Annotated in this window: 18 protein-coding genes; 3 read left to right on the top strand and 15 right to left on the bottom strand. The window is 54.1% G+C overall.

Annotated elements, in window-relative coordinates; translation table 11 throughout:
* Positions 1–12 precede the first annotated feature (12 nt).
* The 10 genes from puhC to bchF are packed head-to-tail and all read right to left on the bottom strand — an operon-like array spanning position 13 to position 12,217.
* Positions 13–498 (bottom strand): photosynthetic complex assembly protein PuhC, encoded by a 486-nt coding sequence (gene puhC, locus V7Q41_RS00090; RefSeq protein WP_333841190.1) that lies wholly within the window; start codon positions 496–498, stop codon positions 13–15.
* On the bottom strand, positions 495–1,178 hold the full coding sequence (puhB, locus tag V7Q41_RS00095) for a photosynthetic complex putative assembly protein PuhB (RefSeq protein WP_333841192.1): 684 nt from the start codon (positions 1,176–1,178) through the stop codon (positions 495–497). The genes puhC and puhB overlap by 4 nt, the downstream gene beginning before the upstream one ends.
* A 52-nt stretch (positions 1,179–1,230) precedes the next feature.
* Positions 1,231–1,992 carry a photosynthetic reaction center subunit H gene (gene puhA, locus V7Q41_RS00100; RefSeq protein WP_333841195.1) on the bottom strand — a complete coding sequence of 254 codons (762 nt, stop codon included), beginning with the start codon at positions 1,990–1,992 and terminating at the stop codon, positions 1,231–1,233.
* 21 nt (positions 1,993–2,013) lie between these two features.
* The gene (locus V7Q41_RS00105) at positions 2,014–3,450 is read right to left on the bottom strand and encodes a BCD family MFS transporter (protein WP_333841197.1); all 1,437 of its coding nucleotides are present in this window, start codon (positions 3,448–3,450) and stop codon (positions 2,014–2,016) included.
* Positions 3,447–4,145, bottom strand: a complete 699-nt coding sequence (gene bchM, locus V7Q41_RS00110; RefSeq protein WP_333841199.1) for a magnesium protoporphyrin IX methyltransferase — start codon at positions 4,143–4,145, stop codon at positions 3,447–3,449. The genes V7Q41_RS00105 and bchM overlap by 4 nt, the downstream gene beginning before the upstream one ends.
* Positions 4,146–4,156: 11 nt before the next feature.
* On the bottom strand, positions 4,157–5,065 hold the full coding sequence (bchL, locus tag V7Q41_RS00115) for a ferredoxin:protochlorophyllide reductase (ATP-dependent) iron-sulfur ATP-binding protein (protein ID WP_333841201.1): 909 nt from the start codon (positions 5,063–5,065) through the stop codon (positions 4,157–4,159).
* The gene (locus V7Q41_RS00120) at positions 5,062–8,859 is read right to left on the bottom strand and encodes a magnesium chelatase subunit H (protein WP_333841203.1); all 3,798 of its coding nucleotides are present in this window, start codon (positions 8,857–8,859) and stop codon (positions 5,062–5,064) included. Before V7Q41_RS00120 ends, bchL begins: the two co-directional genes overlap by 4 nt.
* The gene (bchB, locus tag V7Q41_RS00125) at positions 8,828–10,414 is read right to left on the bottom strand and encodes a ferredoxin:protochlorophyllide reductase (ATP-dependent) subunit B (RefSeq protein ID WP_333841204.1); all 1,587 of its coding nucleotides are present in this window, start codon (positions 10,412–10,414) and stop codon (positions 8,828–8,830) included. Before bchB ends, V7Q41_RS00120 begins: the two co-directional genes overlap by 32 nt.
* Before the next feature lie 13 nt (positions 10,415–10,427).
* The gene (locus tag V7Q41_RS00130; protein WP_333841207.1) at positions 10,428–11,717 is read right to left on the bottom strand and encodes a ferredoxin:protochlorophyllide reductase (ATP-dependent) subunit N; all 1,290 of its coding nucleotides are present in this window, start codon (positions 11,715–11,717) and stop codon (positions 10,428–10,430) included.
* Entirely contained in the window at positions 11,714–12,217 is a 504-nt protein-coding gene (gene bchF, locus V7Q41_RS00135; RefSeq protein WP_333841209.1) for a 2-vinyl bacteriochlorophyllide hydratase, read from the bottom strand. Before bchF ends, V7Q41_RS00130 begins: the two co-directional genes overlap by 4 nt.
* Before the next feature lie 590 nt (positions 12,218–12,807).
* On the opposite strand from bchF, the gene V7Q41_RS00140 reads away from it, so the two are divergent.
* From V7Q41_RS00140 to V7Q41_RS00150, 3 genes are all read left to right on the top strand, one after another.
* Positions 12,808–13,248 carry a cobalamin B12-binding domain-containing protein gene (locus V7Q41_RS00140; RefSeq protein WP_333841211.1) on the top strand — a complete coding sequence of 147 codons (441 nt, stop codon included), beginning with the start codon at positions 12,808–12,810 and terminating at the stop codon, positions 13,246–13,248.
* A 56-nt stretch (positions 13,249–13,304) separates the two neighbouring features.
* A complete protein-coding gene (gene ppsR / locus V7Q41_RS00145; RefSeq protein WP_333841215.1) occupies positions 13,305–14,702 on the top strand; it encodes a transcriptional regulator PpsR in 1,398 nt (465 codons plus the stop codon).
* A gap of 201 nt (positions 14,703–14,903) precedes the next feature.
* Positions 14,904–15,722 (top strand): cobalamin B12-binding domain-containing protein, encoded by an 819-nt coding sequence (locus V7Q41_RS00150; protein ID WP_333841217.1) that lies wholly within the window; start codon positions 14,904–14,906, stop codon positions 15,720–15,722.
* Between the two features lie 14 nt (positions 15,723–15,736).
* Here the strand turns inward: V7Q41_RS00150 and V7Q41_RS00155 are convergent, their stop codons facing one another.
* The 5 genes from V7Q41_RS00155 to pufM all read right to left on the bottom strand — a co-directional run bounded on the left by V7Q41_RS00155 (position 15,737) and on the right by pufM (position 20,922).
* Positions 15,737–16,615 carry a carotenoid 1,2-hydratase gene (locus tag V7Q41_RS00155; protein ID WP_333841219.1) on the bottom strand — a complete coding sequence of 293 codons (879 nt, stop codon included), beginning with the start codon at positions 16,613–16,615 and terminating at the stop codon, positions 15,737–15,739.
* Positions 16,612–18,165 (bottom strand): 1-hydroxycarotenoid 3,4-desaturase CrtD, encoded by a 1,554-nt coding sequence (crtD, locus tag V7Q41_RS00160; protein ID WP_333841221.1) that lies wholly within the window; start codon positions 18,163–18,165, stop codon positions 16,612–16,614. Before crtD ends, V7Q41_RS00155 begins: the two co-directional genes overlap by 4 nt.
* Positions 18,158–18,868, bottom strand: a complete 711-nt coding sequence (locus tag V7Q41_RS00165; protein WP_333841223.1) for a spheroidene monooxygenase — start codon at positions 18,866–18,868, stop codon at positions 18,158–18,160. The genes crtD and V7Q41_RS00165 overlap by 8 nt, the downstream gene beginning before the upstream one ends.
* A gap of 63 nt (positions 18,869–18,931) precedes the next feature.
* Positions 18,932–19,951, bottom strand: coding sequence for a photosynthetic reaction center cytochrome PufC (gene pufC, locus V7Q41_RS00170; RefSeq protein WP_333841225.1), 1,020 nt, complete (start codon positions 19,949–19,951; stop codon positions 18,932–18,934).
* The gene (gene pufM, locus V7Q41_RS00175) at positions 19,948–20,922 is read right to left on the bottom strand and encodes a photosynthetic reaction center subunit M (RefSeq protein WP_333841228.1); all 975 of its coding nucleotides are present in this window, start codon (positions 20,920–20,922) and stop codon (positions 19,948–19,950) included. The genes pufC and pufM overlap by 4 nt, the downstream gene beginning before the upstream one ends.
* Between the last annotated feature and the right edge of the window lie 16 nt (positions 20,923–20,938).

Consider the following 20,938-nt stretch of genomic DNA (forward strand, 5'->3'; position numbering starts at 1 on the left):
CTTGTATAAAAATTACTGTGCAGCAGTTGATTCAGGCTGCATGGCTAAAAACCTTGCAAATTCAGCCACATTGGTGGGACCAAATGACTCCAAATCCACCCGCTGTCCGGTTGTGGGATCAAACAAAGTCACGCGGCCATCGACTCGCGCAATCAAATCAAAAGGCGCGTCAGAACCAATGCCTCTTGAATATCTTTCGCGGGACAAAGCGCGCAAAGCCCCTCTGACAAAACCTTGTTCGCCTTGTAAGACAGTCAAGGTTTCACCCGTCACGCCATCTTCCACACGCACACCCCCATCTGGATGATCTTGGAAAACAAGTGAGCGCTGCATCGTGGGGGCTGCTGCCTTTTGGTCTGGCCCATTGCCTGTGATACGAACCAAGCCGACGGAGATGAGGGAGAACGCCATAATTGCAGCCGCGCAATACAACACCCACTGAGGAAAGTGGTCAGGGGTCGTTTTGTGTGCCAATGGGGGCATGTGCGATGCGTTCATGTCAAACTCACTTGCAAGTTTTGAGTTTTGGCTTGGCTAGCCTGAACGCTCGCCTCAACATTTGGCGTTGCATTGGCAGCCAGGCCCGTGACTTGGGTCCAAGTATCTCTTAATTTCTCAGAAACCATGTGCACATCGGGAATGGCACGCAAGCTTGGTTCTGGCTTAGCCAAGCGCCAAGGCCTCACACTGGGCCATAAATGAATCCAACCAATGCGGTCCGAACCTTTCAAAGCCAAAGTGATGTCACCCAGGCCGTCGTGCAACATGCGAACATCCGCCGCTGCCACTTGCTTCAATGGCAAGTTGAACGACACGGTGAACACAATGCCCAAACGCATGACCACGCGTTTGTTGGTCAAGGTGTAGACCGTTGTGCGAGAGGTCATGTAAGCCATCAACCAGACCGAACCCAGACCGATGAGGGACAGGGGCGCAATCCATTTGATCGACTGCAGCACCGCCACAAGGCCCGAACCTTCGTCTAGCGCAGGCCATGCGCAGGCCACGATGAGTAGCGCAAAATAAATGGCCAGTTTTTTGATGTGAAAGGCTGATGAGGCCAAGGCAGCAACATCTGGCGAGCCTTGCCAAAGAATGAACTCATCCTGCGGCAATCTCTCAGGCAAGCCGTACTGGGGTTCAAACTCGTATTCATGGCCAAGGTTTTCGATCGGCATTTTGACTCCTCAACAGCTGTTCTTCAAACGATTCATGAAAAAGGAAAAATCCTTAAAGCAACGGCTCGCCGCGCTTGGCATCGGCATACAAGGTACCTCCGCCGTAGTAAGCGCTGATTTTTTCTTCTTCCAATTTCGTGACTTGGTCTGGGTTTCTCAATGCAGGCACAGCCGCAAAGTGACGTGCATACACAGCATGCACTTCAACTTGATTTCTGCGAATCAGGGAAAACGTGATCGGCAACAAAACAGTTCGGCCACCATCGATTTCGACTTCCAAATAACGGAACATCATTTCAGCGGAATCAATCCAAATATCTTTGACGATGCCGCCTTGTTTGCCATCACCTGCCATGACGGGCAAGCCGCGCGGATCGACATCTTGCTCTGCAACGGAGTACTCGCTGGCAATGCGCAAGGGTTGAATCAACGGCACTCCGTGCGTTGTCATCTCTGGAACATCCTCGCGCATGGTGTAGGCGCCTGGACCCACTGCTGCGGTCATGGCATTGCCTCGCGGTTCAATCGGCGAGCCAGAACCAGGGCTGGTGGCCACTGCGTTGTAGGCGGGCTCTTTGCGGGTGAGGTCGGGCACAGTGATGCTTCTACCGTCTTCTAGCAAGTAAGTTTTAGGGGATGGAATAGGAAACCCTTTGCCCACAGCGCGCCCGCCACTGCTGGTCTCCAAGGGGTAACCCTCGCGGTGGCCTTCTGCGACCAGATACCAAATAAGGCCAGCAAAAAATATCCAAAATACGTAAAGCAGTATTTGGGCTAAATCGACGTAGCCAGTGATGTTGCCTACTGTTTGCATAATGACTTCTCCTTTGAACAACTAAATGCGTGACTCGGTCAAGCCGAGGGTTGATGGGACAACGGGCGAGAAAGAGATGCTGCGTTTGACCAAGGGCCCCACAGCAATCAGGGTGAGAAATAACAAAAGCATTTCGACGTGGTAGACCATGCTGTAAGCCACTGAGGGGTCGGTCAACCCCTCACCTAACAGACCTTGAGCGCTGAGCGTATTCACAGCGTCTCTCAAGGCACCACCCAGGAACATGGACAAACCAGCTGCTGCCGCTTGCACTGCGCCCCAAGCGCCCAAAGACAAGCCCACGTAGGCTGCCTCGAGACGCATGGCGGCGAACAAGGTGCCAACGGCAAACAAGCCGCCACCAAACCCAATGCCAAAAGCGCCCAGCCTGAATAACCAGCCTGCATCCAGCGGGGCTGAAAAAATCACGGCCGAAAATGCTGGCAAACCTGCCACGGCTCCATAGGCGGCCAAACGCATGGGGTCTATACCTTTGGCCAATTGACGACCGCCGACATAAAAACCCAACAAACCACCCCCGGCCAACATGGCTGTCAGCGCACTGGTGGCGCCTACGCTCAATTTCAAAATTTCACCGCCATAGGGCTCTAACACGATGTCTTGCATGTTGAAAGCCATGGTGCCCAGCGCGGTGGTCCACAAAAAACGCTTGGCGTTGGGGATGGCAATGAATTCGGCCCACACCGCTTTGAAGGGACGACGAATTTCGGTCTTCATGGCTTTCACACGCTCATTGTTGCGAGGCTCTTGTTTCCAAAGCGCTGCCCCGTTGAGCAACAACACCACCAGGGCTGTGCCTTGCACCACCTGCACCAAAATTTCTGGTGTGAAGTTAGCCAATAAAAAGCTGTAGGCCAAACTGCCAACCACAGCACCCACCAAGAGCATGGTGTACATCAAGGCCACCACACGCGGCCGGGTTTCCTCACTGGCCTGGTCTGTCGCCAATGCCAGGCCAGCAGTTTGAGAAGTTTGCAAACCCGCACCCACCATTAAAAATGCAATGGCCGCAGCGCCTTGACCAACCCACTCAGGCACAGGGACTTGGCCTCCACCCGACAAGACCAGCAATGCAAAAGGCATGACCGCCAGTCCTAAAAACTGAATCAAGGTGCCACCCCACATGTAGGGAACTCGACGCCACCCAAAGGCAGAGACGTGGATGTCCGATTGATAGCCCGTGACAGCTCGAAACGGGGCCACCAACAAAGGCAGCGCCAACATCATCGACACCAACCAAGCAGGTACAAACAATTCAACAATCATCACCCGGTTCAGCGTGCCAATCATCAAGGCAGTCGTGATACCCATGGTGAATTTAAACAAAGACAAACGCAACAAGCGCGCCATTGGCAAGCCTGGGCTGGCCACGTCGGCAAAGGGCAGCCAACTCGCAGGCATTTGCTTGGCAAACTTGGTGAATGTCTGAGCCCTCATGAGCGCACCCACTCCATCGCTTTGGATGTGTAAAAGCCGCTCGACACTTTGTGCGCACGCGCGTAATGCCAACCGTTCAATGATGCTTGCGTCTGCATAAGCTCAGCAATGCGCGACTCAGCCATAGGCTCCAGCCAAGGCGCGCGGTCGCCTCGTGGTAGCAAGCGACCGACAGAGATCATGAGCGCCAACAAAGGGGTGCGCGGCGCAAATGTAAACACAATCGACTTGCTGGTGCGCTCAGCCAATTGCGCGAGTGCGTGGACAGCGTCATGCGTGTCATAGTGAATGATGGAGTCCATGGCCACCACATGGTCAAACTGGCCCAAACCTTTGTCAAGCATGTCACCGCTGCGAAATTCGACCAAGTGCGCCACATCTGACGGGATTCTTTCCCGCGCCAAGTTCACCAAGGTGGGCGACAAATCAATCGCCACCACTTGGGCACCCAATCTGGCTGCTTCCACCGCCAAAGCACCTGTGCCACAACCCGCATCCAAGATGCGTTTGCCCTTGAGGTCTTGGCCCAACCAGCTGACCAAGGTTGATCGCATTTGATCGCGCCCTGCGCGCACGGTCGCTCGAATACGGCCCACCGGCGCATCCGAGGTCAATGTGGCCCAAGCAGCTGCTGCGGTGCGATCGAAATAGGTTTCGATTTGCCCGCGGCGTTGTTCGTATGTGATCTCAGTCATCGACAAACTCCTCAATCAAAACCTAGGAGATCAAAGATATCGCGGTCTTTCATGGGCACAGCCGAATAGGCCTCACCGCCCAGCCACATGTTGGCCGCCAGTCGCATGTATTCCTTTTGCACCGCCTCGAGTTCGGGCGAGTGCTCCATCTCAAACAGGGTCGATTTTTTCAAACGGCTGCGACGAATCACATCCAAATCAGGAAAGTGCGCAGCCAGCTTCAAGCCAATGCGGTCGTTGTATTTATCTATTTGATCCGTGGCAGCACTGCGGTTGGCAATCACACCGCCCAAGCGCACGTTGTAGTTTTTGGCCTTGGCGCCGATGGCTTGCACGATGCGGTTCATCGCAAAGATGGAATCAAAGTCATTGGCGGTCACGATCATGGCGCGATCGGCATGTTGCAAAGGCGCTGCAAAGCCACCACACACCACATCACCCAGCACATCAAAAATCACCACATCTGTGTCTTCCAACAAATGGTGTTCTTTCAGCAGCTTGACGGTCTGCCCAACCACATAACCACCGCAACCCGTGCCAGCGGGCGGGCCGCCCGCTTCGACACACATCACGCCGTTGTAGCCTTCGAACACAAAGTCTTCCACCCGCAGTTCTTCTGCATGAAAGTCGACCGTCTCCAGCACATCAATGACTGTGGGCAGCATCTTTTTGGTCAGTGTGAATGTGCTGTCGTGTTTGGGGTCGCAGCCAATTTGCAACACACGTTTACCCATTTTTGAAAACGCTGCTGACAAGTTAGAAGAAGTGGTGCTCTTGCCAATGCCGCCCTTGCCGTAAATGGCAAAGACTTTGGCATTGCCAATCTTGACATCGGGATCGAGTTGAACTTGCATACTCCCCTCCCCGTCTAATTTGGAATGCCGTTTGACCGTTGGAAACGGCAGAGTTGCGACTGTCATGCTGGAGCTCCTTCATATACGCCTTCTAAGCGATCTTCTAATTCTTCACTTGCTTGGCGAAGCGCTTGCAAGGTCTGGGCATCGGGCTGCCAATAGTTGCGCTCAGACGCTTCGATCAAACGGTTGGCCACGCGCGCAGAGGCCGTCGGATTCAGTGTGGCTAAGCGTTCACGCATGGCGGGGTCCAGCATGAACGTCTCAGACAGTTGTTTGTAGACCCAAGGTTGCACTTGCCCTGTGGTGGCAGACCAGCCCATGGTGTTGGTCACGTGAACTTCGATTTGTCGCACGCCTTCGTAGCCGTGCTCAAGCAAGCCTTCGTAAGACTTGGGGTTGAGCATGCGGGTGCGAATTTCAATAGAGACTTGCTCTTTCAAAGAGCGCACCGCTGCATGACCTTTGGTTTGATCGCCAATGTAGACCGGTGGTGTTTGGCCACCTTTGGCCGCCCTCACCGCTTGGGTGATACCGCCCAAGGTGTCAAAGTAGTTGTCCACTGTGGTCACGCCCAATTCCACTGAATCTAGGTTTTGGTAGGTGAGCTGCACATCGGCCAAAGCAGTGTGCATGAGCGCGGTTTGCTGCACAGCGCGGCCCGTGCGGCCGTAGGCAAAACTTTTACGTCGTTTATAGGTTTCGGCCAACTCACCCTCGTCGCCCCAACGGCTGCTCTCAATCAGGTTGTTCACGTTCGCGCCGTAAGCGCCTTCGGCATTGCCGTAGACCCGCAAGGCGGCGGTTTCTAGGGTGCATCCGTGTTCTTGCTGATACGCCAAGGTGTGCTTTCGAATCCAGTTCATCTCCAGCGGTTCGTCTGCTGAGGCGGCCAAATAAGCAGCCTCAGCCAAGAGCTTGATCTGCAGTGGCATGAGGTCGCGAAAGATGCCAGACAAGGTCATGATCACGTCAATGCGTGGGCGTCCTAATTCTTCTAGGGGAATCAGGCTGGCGCCCGCAATGCGGCCATAACTGTCAAAGCGCGGCATAGCACCCATCAAGGCCAAGGCTTGCGCGATGGGCGCGCCTTCGTTTTTGAGGTTGTCACTGCCCCACAGCACCATGGCAATCGATTCTGGCAAGGGGTTGCCATCGGCACGGTGGCGATCAATCAACAACTGCGCTTGCACCTTGCCATCGCGAACCGCCAAGGCACTGGGAATTCTGAAAGGATCAAAGCCATGAATGTTGCGGCCCGTCGGCAACACAGCTGGCGTACGAAGTACGTCACCACCCGGAGCCGGCCGAATGTAGCGCGCGTCTAAAGCGCGCAGCATCGCTGACACTTCTGTGTCAACGGACAGGTGAGCCTGCGGCTGAACCAAATCTCGCAAAACACTGAGGCTGGCGTGATTGCGCGCCAAGCCAGCAAGCACCAGCGCTTGCTCTGGCGAATGCCCCTCCACCAAAGCCTCAACTGCGGCACGCTCAAGTTGCATGCCTTGGTTGGCGTCGGCCATGGCCAGCAACATATCCACTTGTTGAGCTGGGCTGGGGACGCGACCAGTCACATGCAAACCGTGCGGAATGAGCGTGTATTCCAGCTCAAGCATTTCTTCGCCCAAGCGCATCACCAGCTTGTCCAAATCGGCGCCCATCGAGGCGGCGTCCCAAGCGGGCTCTGCAGGCACCAAATCCAGTTCTACCGCTTGGGCTTGAATGACAGCGGCTAAGTCAAGCCGCTCGCTGTTGCCACTTTCCAAAGCGCGCCAACGCTCAAGAGATGACTTCAACTCGTTCAACCCTTTGTACAAACCTGCTTGCGTGATCGGTGGCGTGAGGTAGCTGATCAAAGTAGCCCCCGAGCGACGCTTGGCGATTGCCCCTTCAGATGGGTTGTTGGCTGCGTACAAATAGATATTGGGCAAATCGTCAATCAAACGATCAGGCCAACATGCGCCGCTCAAGCCAGATTGTTTGCCCGGCATGAATTCGAGCGCACCATGGGTGCCAAAGTGGAGCACCGCATGCGCTTTGAAATCTTCACGCAGGTAGCGATAAAAAGCAGAGAACGCATGCGTGGGTGCCAAGCCTTTTTCAAACAACAAGCGCATGGGGTCACCTTCATAACCAAACGAAGGCTGCACGCTGACCAGCACATTGCCAAATTTCTTGCCCAACACAAAAATTGAATTGCCGTTACTCAACTGGCGGCCAGGAGCAGGTCCCCACTGGGCTTCAATCTCTTTGAGCCAGCGTTCACGTCTGACATGGTCGTCAGCAGAAATCAGGGCATGCACATTGGCGTCAGCACCATACTGACCAGCGTTGCCGTGCAGCAGGGCGATGCGTAATTCGTCCACACTGGCTGGCACATCCACTTGATAGCCTTGCGCCTTCATGGCTGTCAGGGTGTGCCACAAAGACTCGAACACAGACAAGAAAGCGGCGGTGCCAATGTTGCCTGCGTTGGGTGGAAAGTTGAACAACACAATGGCCACATGGCGGTCTTGTCGTTCGCTGCGCCGCAAGGCCACCAATTTGCTCACCCGCGCGGCCAACATGATGGCGCGCTCTGGGCAAGAGTGCATGTCTTGTGCGTTGTTGCTTTCACCAAAAGTACAAGCATGGTGGCAACCTGTGCAGGTCACGCCCGCAGCACCGGGGCGACCACCAAAGACCATGGGGCTGGTGGAGCCGTCAAGCTCTGGAATTGACACCATGATGGTGCTCTCAACAGGCAGCAATCCGCGCTCAGAGCCTCCCCATTGGTCCAGTGTTTGGAATTCCACGGGATGAGCCGCCACATAGGGCACATCTAATTTAGCCAGCACCTCTTCTGCACCCTTGGCATCGTTATAAGCGGGGCCACCGACGAGTGAAAAGCCACTCAGTGAGACGACTGCGTCGACACAAACTTGACCATTCCTGAAGAAAAATTCGTCAATGGCAGGACGCGAATCTAAGCCCGCGGCAAAGGCTGGAATCACGCGCAAACCTTGGGCTTCAAGGGCTGCAATCACGCCGTCGTAATGGCCTGCATTGCCAGACAACAAATAGGAACGCAGCATCAAGATGCCCACGGTGCCTTTGATAGCAGCCACTTTTGGCATTGGCAATTCGTTGGCATCTTCACTGAACCTGGTGCTCATGCGAGGGTGGTAGACGCCCACTTCAGGGTAATGCACGGGCGCCTCGACTTTGACCTTGCCACGCAATGATTTACGCGGGCCATCAGCGCCACGGTCAATCAGGTGACGCACCATGTTTAAAACATTGTCATCTGAGCCACCCAGCCAATATTGCAGCGTAATGAAGTAAGAACGCACGTCTTGCGCTGTGCCTGGAATGAAGCGCAGCAGCTGAGGCAAGCGGCGCAACATTTTCATTTGGGCAGCGCCGCCTGTGGCGGGCTTGTCCTTGCCACCGCCACGCAACTTCTTCAGCAAGGCCATGGGACCGCTTGCGGGCTTGCTCATGTCAAACTGACCAAAACGCGTGAGTTGCGTGACCTCGGTGGCACTTGCCATGCAAATCATCGCATCGCAGTTCATGCGGCGCGCGCGCAGGTCGTCCAAGATGGGCAAAAAGTGATCTTCAAGAAACAGCATGCCGCACAACACAATGTCAGCTGCGGCAATGTCATGCTTGCATTTGGCGATGAGTTCATCGTTGCCAGCGTATTCTGAAGCGGCGTGCAAAGACCATGTCAGCCCTGGAAAATCTCGCTTCCATTGTTCATTGGCGCGATTGAACGAACTCGCAAAATGCGTGTCCATGGTGACCACCACCATGCGGATGGGGGTGGCGTCACGCAGAGTGGATTTAGGACTGCGAGAAGTAAGCTTTAGATTCATACAGTGTCTCCGTCGTGATCACCGAGATGCCACGCTCTGTCGCGTAACGCTCGGTGTTTCGTCGGGCCTTGCCGCGCACGAAAAATGGAATTTTTTTCAGCTCTTTTTCTGCACCGTTGTCCCATACCGAAACCGCTAGACTCTCATGCGTGGTGGCGACTTCGCCCGACTGGGCAGGCGCCAGCTGCGCTTGTTGTGTCGCGACCCACTGGGTTTGTGCATGCACGCCCCCGCCCAAGTGGGACGGCGCTGCATCTTCATGAAACTCTGAATCGCCCCTGAACATGCCGATCAGATGTTCTTCAAGGCCCATCATGAGTGGGTGCACCCAAGTGTCAAACAAGACGTTGGCACCTTCAAATCCCATTTGGGGTGAATACCTGGCTGGAAAATCTTGCACATGCACTGGCGCAGAGATGACCGCACAAGGCACCCCCAAGCGCTTGGCGATGTGCCGCTCCATTTGTGTGCCCAGCACCAATTCGGGGTTCAACTCTGCAATACGTGCTTCTATTTCTAAATAGTCATCACTGATCAAAGCCTCCACCCCGTACAAACTGGCGGCCTCTCGCACCTCACGCGCAAACTCGCGGCTGTAGGTGCCAATACCAACCACTGCAAAGCCCATTTCTTGTGCTGCGACGCGCGCTGCAGCCACGGCGTGTGTGGCATCACCAAAGACAAACACGCGTTTGCCTGTCAAGTAGGTAGAGTCAACTGAGCGGGCATACCACGCGGCACGTGAGACCGTTTTTGCAAGCGCGGCATCGGGATCGAGTCCCGCCAACACGGCAACTTCACGCACAAACTCACGCGTGGCGGAATGTCCCATGGGGATGGTTTTGGTAAAGGCTTGACCAAAACTGCGCTTCAACCACTGCGCACTCAAGTTCGCAATCTCGGGGTAGAGCACCACATTGAAGTCCGCATCGGCTAGGCGGGCGATATCGGCAGGCGTAGCCGAGAGTGGCGCCACCACATTGATGTCAATGCCCATCTTGGTCAGCAGTTGGCTGATTTCGGTGACATCGTCGCGGTGCCTAAAACCCAAAGCTGTGGGACCCAAGATGTTGCAGCGAGGCTTGGTTGATTCAGACTTGACCAGCGAGTCTTTTGGCAAGGCCAAGTTGCGAACCAATTGGTAAAAAGTCTCCGATGCGCCCCAGTTTTCTTTGCGCTGATAAGACGGCAACTCCAAGGCCACAACAGGAATGGGCAAGTTGAGTGCCTTGCACAAACCACCCGGGTCGTCTTGAATCAGCTCAGCGGTGCAAGAAGAGCCGACCAACATGGCTTTGGGCGAAAAACGCGCATAGGCTTCACGCGCAGCGGTCTTGAAAAGCTCCGCCGTATCTCCACCCAAATCGCGCGCTTGAAACGTGGTGTAGGTCACCGGCGGGCGCTTGGGCAAACGCTCGATCATGGTGAACAGCAAATCGGCGTAGGTGTCTCCTTGAGGCGCATGCAAGACATAGTGCACATCCTCCATGGCCGTGGCCACACGCATGGCGCCCACGTGGGGAGGTCCTTCGTATGTCCAGAGTGTGAGTTGCATGACTCGGATTCCTTTAAGCAGCCAAGCGCATGCGCCGCATCAGCGGGCGGGTGAACAATTCAGCCAAATCACCTGCTTGGTCATAGCCTTGAATGGGCGTGAAAACCAACTCGATGGCCCACTTGGTGGTCATGCCTTCGGCCTCCAGCGGGTTGGCCAGACCCAAGCCGCACACCACCATATCGGGATGCAAAGCGCGACAACGGTCCAGCTGTTTTTCGACATCTTGACCTTCTGACAAAAAAGTACCCTCTGGCAGCATGGCCAACTCCATCGCCATGTGCTGACGATGCAAGTAAGGGGTGCCAACTTCCAGCAATTTCATGCCCAATTCCCGCGATAAAAATCGCGCCAATGGAATTTCAAGTTGCGAGTCAGGAAAGAAGAAAATTCGTTTGCCGTCGAGATGCACTTTGGCTCGGGCCAATGACGCCGATGCCCTGGCCATGGGTGCCGCCACAGCGGCTTGAAATCGCTCAGGCGTGACACCAAATGCGGTCGCTGCCGATTGCAACCAAGCGCTTGTGCCCTCAACGCCCAGCGGGAAAGGGGCTGCCAGCAATGTCGCCCCCCGCGCTTGCAGCACACGCGCGGTATCCCCCAAAAAGGGTTGTGCCAACAGAAAGTGCGTGTTGGCGCCAATGGGCACCATGTCCTGGGCACGACGAGGCGGAAAAAACCTCACCCGCTCAATACCCATGTGGTTCAAGATGCGCACAAACTGGTCTTCCACCACATCGGCCAGTGTGCCCACAATCACCAACTCAGGCTCCGCATCAGCTGACGTCGCTGGCAAGTCGGGCACCATGGATGCCAAGCAAGCATCCTCACCTTGTGTGAAGGTTGTTTCGATCCCGCTTCCCGAATAGTTCAACACACGAACCGCGGGTGAATGTTGCGCTGACAGCCTAGAGGCCGCGCGCGATAAATCTAATTTGATGACTTCGGAAGGGCATGAGCCCACCAAAAAAAGCAATTTAATTTCTGGACGGCGCGCCAAGAGCTGATGAACTACGCGGTCCAGTTCATCGTTAGCGTCTGCCAGCCCAGCCAAGTCGCGCTCATCAATGATGGCCGTGCCAAATCGGGGCTCTGCAAAGATCATCACGCCTGCAGCAGACTGAATCAGGTGCGCACAGGTGCGTGAGCCGACCACCAAGAAAAAGGCGTCTTGAATTTTGCGGTGTAGCCAAATGATGCCCGTGAGACCACAAAATACCTCGCGCTGCCCGCGCTCAACCAATGGCTTGGCGTCCGTGCAGCCTTTGCCGATGTCTGAGCGGATGGGAATGACGGGACTCATGCACTCACCTGAGCTGTCGTATTGACCATGTTTGACTGCGGCTTTTGCAAACGCGCCATGCGCAGTTTGCGGATGTACTGGGCCGCGTTGATGCCGTAAGTCATGTAGGCCGTCAACGCCAACCATAGTTGGTCACTGGCTGACCAACTGCCTTCCCACCAAACCCACAAATAAGCCGTGTGCAAGGCCATCACACACATGCTGACCACGTCTTCCCAAAAAAAGGCGTGCGCAAAAAGGTACTTGCCAAATACGACCTTTTCCCAAATGCAGCCTGTGATCATGATGGCGTAGAGCACCAAGGTCTTGAGCACCACGGAAAACAAAGCCCAATCTGTGTATTCGCCGGTTTGTAGGCTGTAAACCACCAAATACAAGCTCACTAAAAAAATCAAAAATTGAATGGGCGCCAAGACACCTTGCACCAAGGTCCAACGCGAGGCATCGCGCTTAGCGCGCTGCTCTGGCGTATACAAAACCTGTGGCTGAGACTGCTGCATGACATGCTTTCATTTCAAATGAACTGTCACAACTTTATAGCGCGAACCAGCATGTGTCAACCTTAATTGACAATATATTTGTTAACTAGGGATTACACTTAAAGCGGATTATTTGCACATGCACGAAACTAGACAGGTCTATTCAAAGATGGGTGCTCGCCGTGGCTCAATTTCAATTTGATCAATCCAATACTTCGCCAGGTCAAGCTTGGTCGTCTGAGTCACAAGACTCCAAATCGCAGTTTGTCTTAGGCGCTAGCCCCCGACTGGTGGGGGGGACAAGCTTTGCCACAAAAGCAGCGCTCGACCTAGGCCAAGCGAGAATGCTGTCGCAATCAGCCATCCACAGCATGGACGCAACGCGAAAAATTCTGACCAATTGGCGTCGGCAAGGCCACTCTCTGGCCAATATTTACCTCTACGGCATCACGAATTGCGCCAAAATCATCGGCGAACTTTGGTCGTCTGACGCGCTTGATTTTGTCAATGTCACGATTGCTTTTTCTCGTCTGCAACGGGCCATGCACGAATTCAGCCCCGAATTTTTATCAGAGGGCCAAGCTGAATCAAACGGCCTGAGCCTTTTGATCATGAACGAACCAGGTTCACAGCATGGGCTGGGTGTCTTTATGCTGAGTGAATTTTTTCGTCAAGCCGGCTGGCGGGTCACACTTGCAAGCCCGCAAGATATTGAAGAATTCAAACACGCCTTTTCATCGGATTGGTTTGATGCCGTTGTGTTGTCTCTTTCCACCGATCGACAAATAGATCCAGTCGCCAAAGCGGTCAGTCAACTGCGTGTGGCGATGGTCAATGCCAACTTAAAAATCTATGTTGGCGGCCCGATGGCAAACATCGCACCAAACAGGCTGAATTGGCCAGGCACCACACTGCTTTTCACGGATGCCATTCAAACCGTTGCACTGGTCACACAAGCTCTGGGGGCTTCAGCGGTCAATGCCAACCCCACATCGAACGTCCAACAATCCCATCTTGAATTTGAGGATGTGGGACGTGTATCAAAAATGTGACGATAGAATTAGTCAACTTACAAAGTCATTTCATACTATAAAACCAATTCATTTAAATGAACTTTAACGACCTTGAAGCCATCAACTTCTCAAAGCTTTTAGGCATGGTTTCAGACGTGAGTTTGGTCATCGGCCCCAACGGCGTGATTGAAGATGTGTCTACCGGACAAGACACCATGGCAACCTTGGGCTGTCAGGGCTGGCTAGGCAAGCGGTGGGTAGACACGGTGACCACCGAGAGTAAGAAAAAAATTGAAGACTTGCTGACGGTCAAAAATGAAACGCAAGGCCTGCTGTGGCGCCACGTGAATCACCCCATGCCGTCGGGCGGCGAAGCTGCCATTCAATACATCACCGTTCCTCTCAAAGCCAACAAGCTTTTAGCCGTCGGCCGTAACCTAGAGCGTCTTGCCGAACTGCAACGCCGCTTGGTGGAAACGCAACAGTCTATGGAGCGAGATTTTCTGAGGCTCAGACACATTGAAGCGCGTTATCGTGTGTTGTTTGAAACCTCACCAGAAGCGGTCTTTATGGTGGATGCGCAATCCTTCCGTTTGATCGAGGCCAATGCAGGCGCGCAATCGCTTTTCAAAGACGCGGGCAAACGGTTGGTAGGGCGCGATTTTCGTGAGTGTTTTGCCCCTGACAGTCAGGGAGAAATTCAATCTTTGCTCAGGACTGCCTTGGCAACCGGTCGCATTGAAATGTGTTCAGCCACCTTGCTTGGCGCTTCTGTGCCTCTGACAGCATCTGCCACCGTGTTCAGACAAGAAGGCGGCGCACAGTTTTTGGTTCGGCTGACCCAACGTGAAACGTCTGCAGCCTCTCATCTGACCTTAGACGCTTCCCTTGTTTTGAGTCAATCCATGGAGCACTTCCCAGATGGGTGGCTGCTGACAGACACAGCGGGCATCGTCAAAAGTGTGAATGAGGAAGGCATGGCACTGCTAGGTGTGACGGCAGCGTCACAAGTGGTGGGCCAATCATTAGAGGGTTGGTTGATCCGCGGTGCAGTGGATTGGGGCGTGCTCAACACGTCTTTGAAACAACAAAAACCGGTGCGCAACTTCGCCACAGAAATTAGAACTCTGGCTGGCATGACCCTTCCAGTGGAAATCTCGGGCGCGTATTTGACAAAACCCGAGCCCCTCTATGTGATGTTCGTGAGAGATTTAAATCGACGCTCTCAACTCACCTCACCTGCTGCGCAAGCCTTGCCCAATCCATTTGCTGACCTTTCGCAATTGGTGGGTCGCCGTCCAATCAAAGACATCGTTGGCGATACTGTCGACACGATTGAGCGCATGTGCATCGAGGCAGCTTTAGAGCTCACCCACAACAACCGCGCCTCTGCTGCCGAAATGTTGGGGCTGTCGCGCCAGAGTCTGTATGTCAAGCTGAGAAAGTTTGAAATTTCTTCTGAAAACGATTTGGACCTAGACGCGAGTATTTGAAATAGGTAAATCCATCGCCTCGCTGTACCCATAAGCGCTCAAGCCTTGTCTTAGACAACTAAGGGTTATTGATACTGGCAAGCTGATTGCTAATTGTTAAAAATAGAAGCGTTAGCGGATCGGTTTGCTATTTTGCTGGTAATAATTTACCTCGATCAAGCTTCTGCACGAAGTGACGCTAACTCTCTCCTAGGAATTTGCATGCCTAATTTAAAAAGCCTGCAGCGCTTGCGTGTCACATCATCGGCAAATGACGAGTGCAAAGATTCCCTTCAGGATGTGATCGCAGAGCAGCTCATCCCAAGACTCTTAAATTCTCAAAACTACAGCGAGCGTTTGGAGACGCCCATCGTTTCGGGAGCCAATACAGGGGCATTGCCTCATTTCACTGATTTCACAGATGCGTGTCGGCTGGGTGATTCTTTGCGGGTGAATCAAATGGTTGACGCATTGATCGCACAAGGTTTGACTGAGGAAAGAATCTTTTTAGACCTGATCACCCCAGCGGCCAGACACTTGGGCACACTGTGGGATAAGGATTTATGCAGTTTCACGGATGTGACATGTGGCCTGGCTCTCATGCACCATGTCATCTACCGCTTGGGATATGAGTTTCGTGATGGCCAACACGTCAAGGGCGATCAGACCAGTGTGATGGTGTGTTGTGCCCCAGGATCGCAGCATTTGCTGGGTGCCACCATTGTGGGCGATTTGTTCAGAAGAGAAGGTGCGAACGTGGTGATAGAGATCTCCTCCACCGAGCAAGAGCTCGTTCGTGCGGTTGCCAATGAATGGTTTGACGTGATTGGCATCTCTGTTGCCATTGAGTCTCAATTGCTGAGCTTGAAGTCACTCACGCAAGCATTGAAAGAAAACTCAGGCAATCCCCATGTCAAGGTTCTCTTAGGTGGGCCTATCTTTATGTTGGTAGATGTGACCGCTGAGATGTTTGGCGCCGATGTGATCTCCAACAATGTGCAAGAAGCCATGTTGCTGCTCAAGCGTTTCGCAACCAAATAAGCCAGCGCCTTTTTTTACCAAACTCGCCTTGGCATTTTCCAAGGCAACATCAAGCGCACCGGCCAAGAAGCCACCCTAGGAACATCCAAAGATTCATGCACCGCAGTGAGGTCTTCCCCCAAAAGTCTCGTTTTGAGCAATGAGCGGGCATAAAACGGTGTGTCCTCCAAGGTGCTCAAAAGCTCAGGCGCCACATCCCGTTCACTGCACATCGCGCGTTTGATGCGCCAAGCTGTTGATGGCAAGGCGTAGCGCGCTGGCGCTTCAAAGGGTGTGTAACTTCCGTCTGGCGAAAATCTTTGGGCCACCACTCGGCCAGGGCCTTTTTTAGGTCTCACGTCATACACCACACTGGTGTCGCCATTGGCCATTTCAGCTCGGGCCCAGTCCCAATCCCAAAAAGCTTTTTCTACCGGTTCATCGCCTTCATTGGAGTCTATGTAAGCGTGACCACGCCAACTCAAGTGGGGGTTGTCCATTTCAACTTGAACGCGTGAGCAGGGGGCAATCGGGCCCCAGCGATGCCGCCCGTCGTTGTCTAGCGCCGTGACAAAACGACACAGCCCCTCGGGTCTCACCGTCACGCGGCCACGCACCCGCTTGGGCCAAGGCACATTGATCTCGTCGATATCAATGGTCAGCTCTTGGCCATTCCAGTGCAAACTACTCGGCCCAATCGTGTAGTGGTGAGCGCTGCGCTGGATATGTTGACGCCCCCGCTCGGTCATGGTCCAACGTTTTGCGCCTTTGCCATACAAAGCCACATTGAGCGCGCAAAAATTCTCAGGATCTGCCACACCGCCTTGAACGCGCCTGGCCAGCGCATAGTAGGGCGAAAACACGCTGCCAACAAAAGCAATGATGGACAAACCGTGTTGACCGTCATCGCTCAACGCATCGACGTACCACCAGAGATAACCACCCGGGGGGACAGTTTGGTCAAACCGAGGTCCGCCATCAGCGTCGCGGCCGCCAATCGTCCCGACATGGCGGCCATCGGCACGCCCGGCCCCGGATGCACGCTCCCCCCCGCCGTGTAGAGGCCCTGCACTTTGCTGCGTGCTGAGGGGCGACGAAAGGCTGACATCCAACCGTGGGTCGCTTGACCATAAAGAGCGCCCCCACTGCCCGGGAAAAGACGGGCAAAGTCCTGCGGCAAGGTCCTCACCACCTGTTGCGGCGTGACTTCGATTTCCAAGCCACAGCGACGCATCAGCGCCATACTGCTTGATTCGCATGCTTGTATCTCCGATGTGTTGAATGAATGAATGTCGCCATCTGGGGGCGCATTGACAAGGCACAAAATTCTTTCAAACTCAGCCTCAGCAATCCCACGGTCGTTGCGGTCTTGTGCGCATACATAAACAGTTCCCTGCGAAGGCAGTTGTCGTCTGTGAAAAATATCTTCAAACTCAGCGCGGTAATCTTGGTTGAAAAAAACGTTGTGACGTACCAATGGAAAACCGCTGGTTTTCGCGTGCATGGACAACGTGAATGCAGACAGCGATCGTTGATGGGGGCGCACAGACTCGAAGCTGTTGCTGAGCGCCGATGCCAGCATGCCACTGGCCAAGGCAGACACATCGCCGTTAAAAATCACATGGTCTGCTGCGATGTGTTCACCTGATGCAAGCTGCACACCACTCACCTTACCTTGAGATGTGAGGATCTGCGAACAAGCCACCCCATAGCGTGACTTCACACCATGCATTTCACCTAACTTTGACAAGGCAAGTGCTACTTGAAACATCCCACCCTTGACTGACCAAACGCCATCCATTTCGACCTGTGCCACCAACATGAGCGTGGCTGGCGCTGACCAAGGCGATGAGCCGCAATAGGTGGCATAGCGACCAAACAATTGTTGCAGTCGAGGATCGTGGAAATGTCGACCCAAGCTTGTCCATAAGCTGGCAAATGGACCCAAACTACTCAACGTGGCCATGCCACCAAGGCCTAAGTCGTTCACCATGCTCAAGAGACTGGGTCGCTGACTGCGTATGTATGGCTTTTCTAAGGTGTCATATAGGCGTCGCGTTTGCTGGCAAAAGCTGAGAAATCGCCGCGCCTCTTGCGGGCTGCTGAATTGTGCAATCTCCTCTGCGGTGCGCGCCGTATCCGAATGCAAATCGAGTCTTTGTGAACTGGCGTCCCAAGCATGTCGGGCCAAAACACCCATGGGCTCCAGTTGCAAAAGATCATCCAGTGATGTCCCTAGGGTTTCAAGCATTTGGTCCAACACCCATCGCATGGTGAAAACCGTAGGACCACTGTCAACGCCCACGCCATCGACTTGCACCTGTCTGATTTTTCCACCGGGTTGGGTGCCACCCTCAATCAAAGTGACATCGAGCCCGCGATGCGCCAACTCCAACGCGCTGACCAAGCCACCAATGCCTGCTCCCACCACCACCACGCGGGGAGTCCGCCCAGATTCATGCATAGTGCTTTCCCCGCCATTGACCGTGAACTTTCAAAGGTACGAAACGCGCAAACATGGATTCGGAGAAATAGCCATTTTTCTGCGCCGCTTGAATGGCTTCTAGGTGAGCGCCCGATCGCGCATAAGCATTCATCGCGTTCACGCTGTCCCACATGCTGAAAGTGGCTTGGCGGAAAAAAGGCGCCTCGCCTAAACCGACGGCCATTTGGCAACCGGCCACGCCCTCAAGCGCTGTTTGCGAGGGTGGTGCGTGCCGCCAAAATGCCTGCGCTTTGCTGAATTTGATGGAAGCCCGAGTCAAGGCAGCCATAGGCCCTTGCGTGGGCGCCTCGGCAGTGGCTTGCAAACTCAGGCCGTCCCAGCTGCCACGACAAGAAAATGTTTTCAACGTTGCCCAACAAAACTCCTTTGATCGTTCTTGATAGGCATGAACCAAGGGCGAGTGCGCAATGAAATCATGCGCCGATTCAGCAGAGTCAAACAGGGCAAACACGCCCTGCCGAGACGGACTTGGCCGCAAATCAAAGCCCCCTTCGTAGCCACTGCCCAATACTTTTGAAAAGAGCAATCCAGGCACGCGCCGCAAAGCACGAGGGCCTCTCACAATGCGTGACCAACCCCAAAGCCTAGAAGCGTCAGCAATGTCAGCCAGCAAAACAACGGCCGTTTGCTCGCCTAAACCCACTTGTTGCGCAAGGCTCATGTCTGAGTTTCCATTAAAAAAGGCCTGCACCGCAACGGGTGCAGGCCTTGTGAGTTTCAGAGTTTAAGGCTTGGCTAAAACTTGGAGTTCAGGAAAGTCTTTGGCCATGGCTGCGCCATAAAGTGGCTTGTAAGCGCCTTGGTGGCAGGTGCTGCAATTGACTTTTGCCACATCGCCTTTGGGCCCCAAACGATGGTCTGGAAAGACATCTGTCAAAGGCGTGATGTAGTCGTTGTTCAACTCGCGCGCCATCCGAATGCCATACCAAGAAGTCACCCGTTGCGGCCTAGACTCCTCCCACGATTGGAAGTTGCGTGTGTTGTGGCAATAGGTACAGTTCACCCCGAGCGACTGTGACATGTGCAACATCAACGAATACGTGTGCTCAGTCTGCTTTAGGGACGCACGGTTGGCGTATGCACCCACCCCCGCCATGGCCTCATTGCCGTTGACCCGAATAGGGGCTGCATCTTTGAGGTAAGGCGTGAAGGGATCAAACGGCAGTGACGACAGCCCAGCTTCTTTGGTCGCTATGTTTTGACCTGCCAAATCACCCAACAAGCTGTTGGCATATTTGCGGTCTTTGGGCTCGGTCCACACTTGCGTGGGCACATTGTTGCCGCGGTGACAGGTGTAACACGTCACACCCGTTTCAGCCACGTGCGGCTTCCAGTCCTGATTGACTTTTTGCGTCATTTGGATCATGCGCCTCGCCACCACTTTGGTGTACTTGCCGTCGTCTGCAAAGTTCTGAACATTGTGACAATACGCACAGCCTTGGTCTGGTGCCACCCATTGCGTGATAGCCACCATGTGCCGATTGAATTGCCCCACGCTCAAGTCACCTAACACCTTGACGTTTTGATAGACCTGACTGGCCTTAGGACCATCTGCCGAAGCAGCATCTGGTGCGACAGGTGCTTCATTGAGTGCCGCTTGCTTGGCCAAGATTCTGGGGTTGTAAATTTGCTCCATGCCCGTGCCGCGAAAACCCGTCTGAACAGTTTCAATCGGCGGTCGTTCACAGCCTGTGAGCATCACAGCGGCCCAAATGCAGAGTGCTATTTTAAAAATGAGTTTCATGGCTTCACTCCCAGAATTGCTGGATCAAGCACGGTGGGGCTGACCAAGGGGTAGGCAGGTACCACATGGTGTTTGACCGACCACAGATACCAGTTGTCCACCACAGTGCCTGTGAGCAGAATGCCGATACCACCAACCAATGGACACAACACGGCAAACCACCAAGCCCAACGGTGGATGGACTCCATCGTGGCATTGAAGCCCATGGTCCAGCGCCAGAACAAGCCAGCGCGCTCAGAGGCGGTACCGCGGTCCACAATTTGTTCAATCTCGCGTTCGCCCCCATAGCGCGTCACCGCCAAAATGGTGGCACCGTGCATGGCAAACAACAACACAGAGCCATATAAGAAGACGATCGACAAGGCATGGAATGGGTTGTAGAACAAATTGCCATAACGCAAAGACAAGGCCGAGGTCCAGTCGAGGTGGGGGAAGATGCCAAAGGGCACCGCCTCAGACCAACTGCCCATCATGACGGGGCGGAAAAAGCCACACACCAGAAACAACCAAATCGCTGCTGCATAGGCCCAAGCCACGTGCGTCCCCAAACCTAATTGTCGAGCCCGTCGGTAAGTACGCGCCCACCACAGCAAGATGGACATGGTGAGCATGAAGCCCACAATCAACCACCAGCCGCCTTGTTGAAGCGGCGGAATACTCAAACCGTAAGCAGGTGCAGGTGGTTCTAGCGCCAACCAAAACAACTGACGGATGAATTGAATCGGGTTCCAGTCCACAGAGGCCAACATATTGAAGCCAATGATGTTGAACGCAGCAATGCCGAAAATCAAGGACGCCAGTCCAAGCGTTCCCAAATAGACGGGGCCAATTTGGGCATTGCCAAGGCGCCCAAACAGGTGCACCAAAAATGGTTTGCCTAACCGCTTGTCGTCTCCGCGGGGCAATTCAACACCGTCGTGCAAGGGCCCGACAGGCTGCACAGAGGTGAAAAGATTTTGATATTGAGCCATTTCAATTTCCCCTTTT

Source organism: Limnohabitans sp., from assembly GCF_036804465.1.
Classification (GTDB): Bacteria; Pseudomonadota; Gammaproteobacteria; order Burkholderiales; family Burkholderiaceae_C; genus Limnohabitans.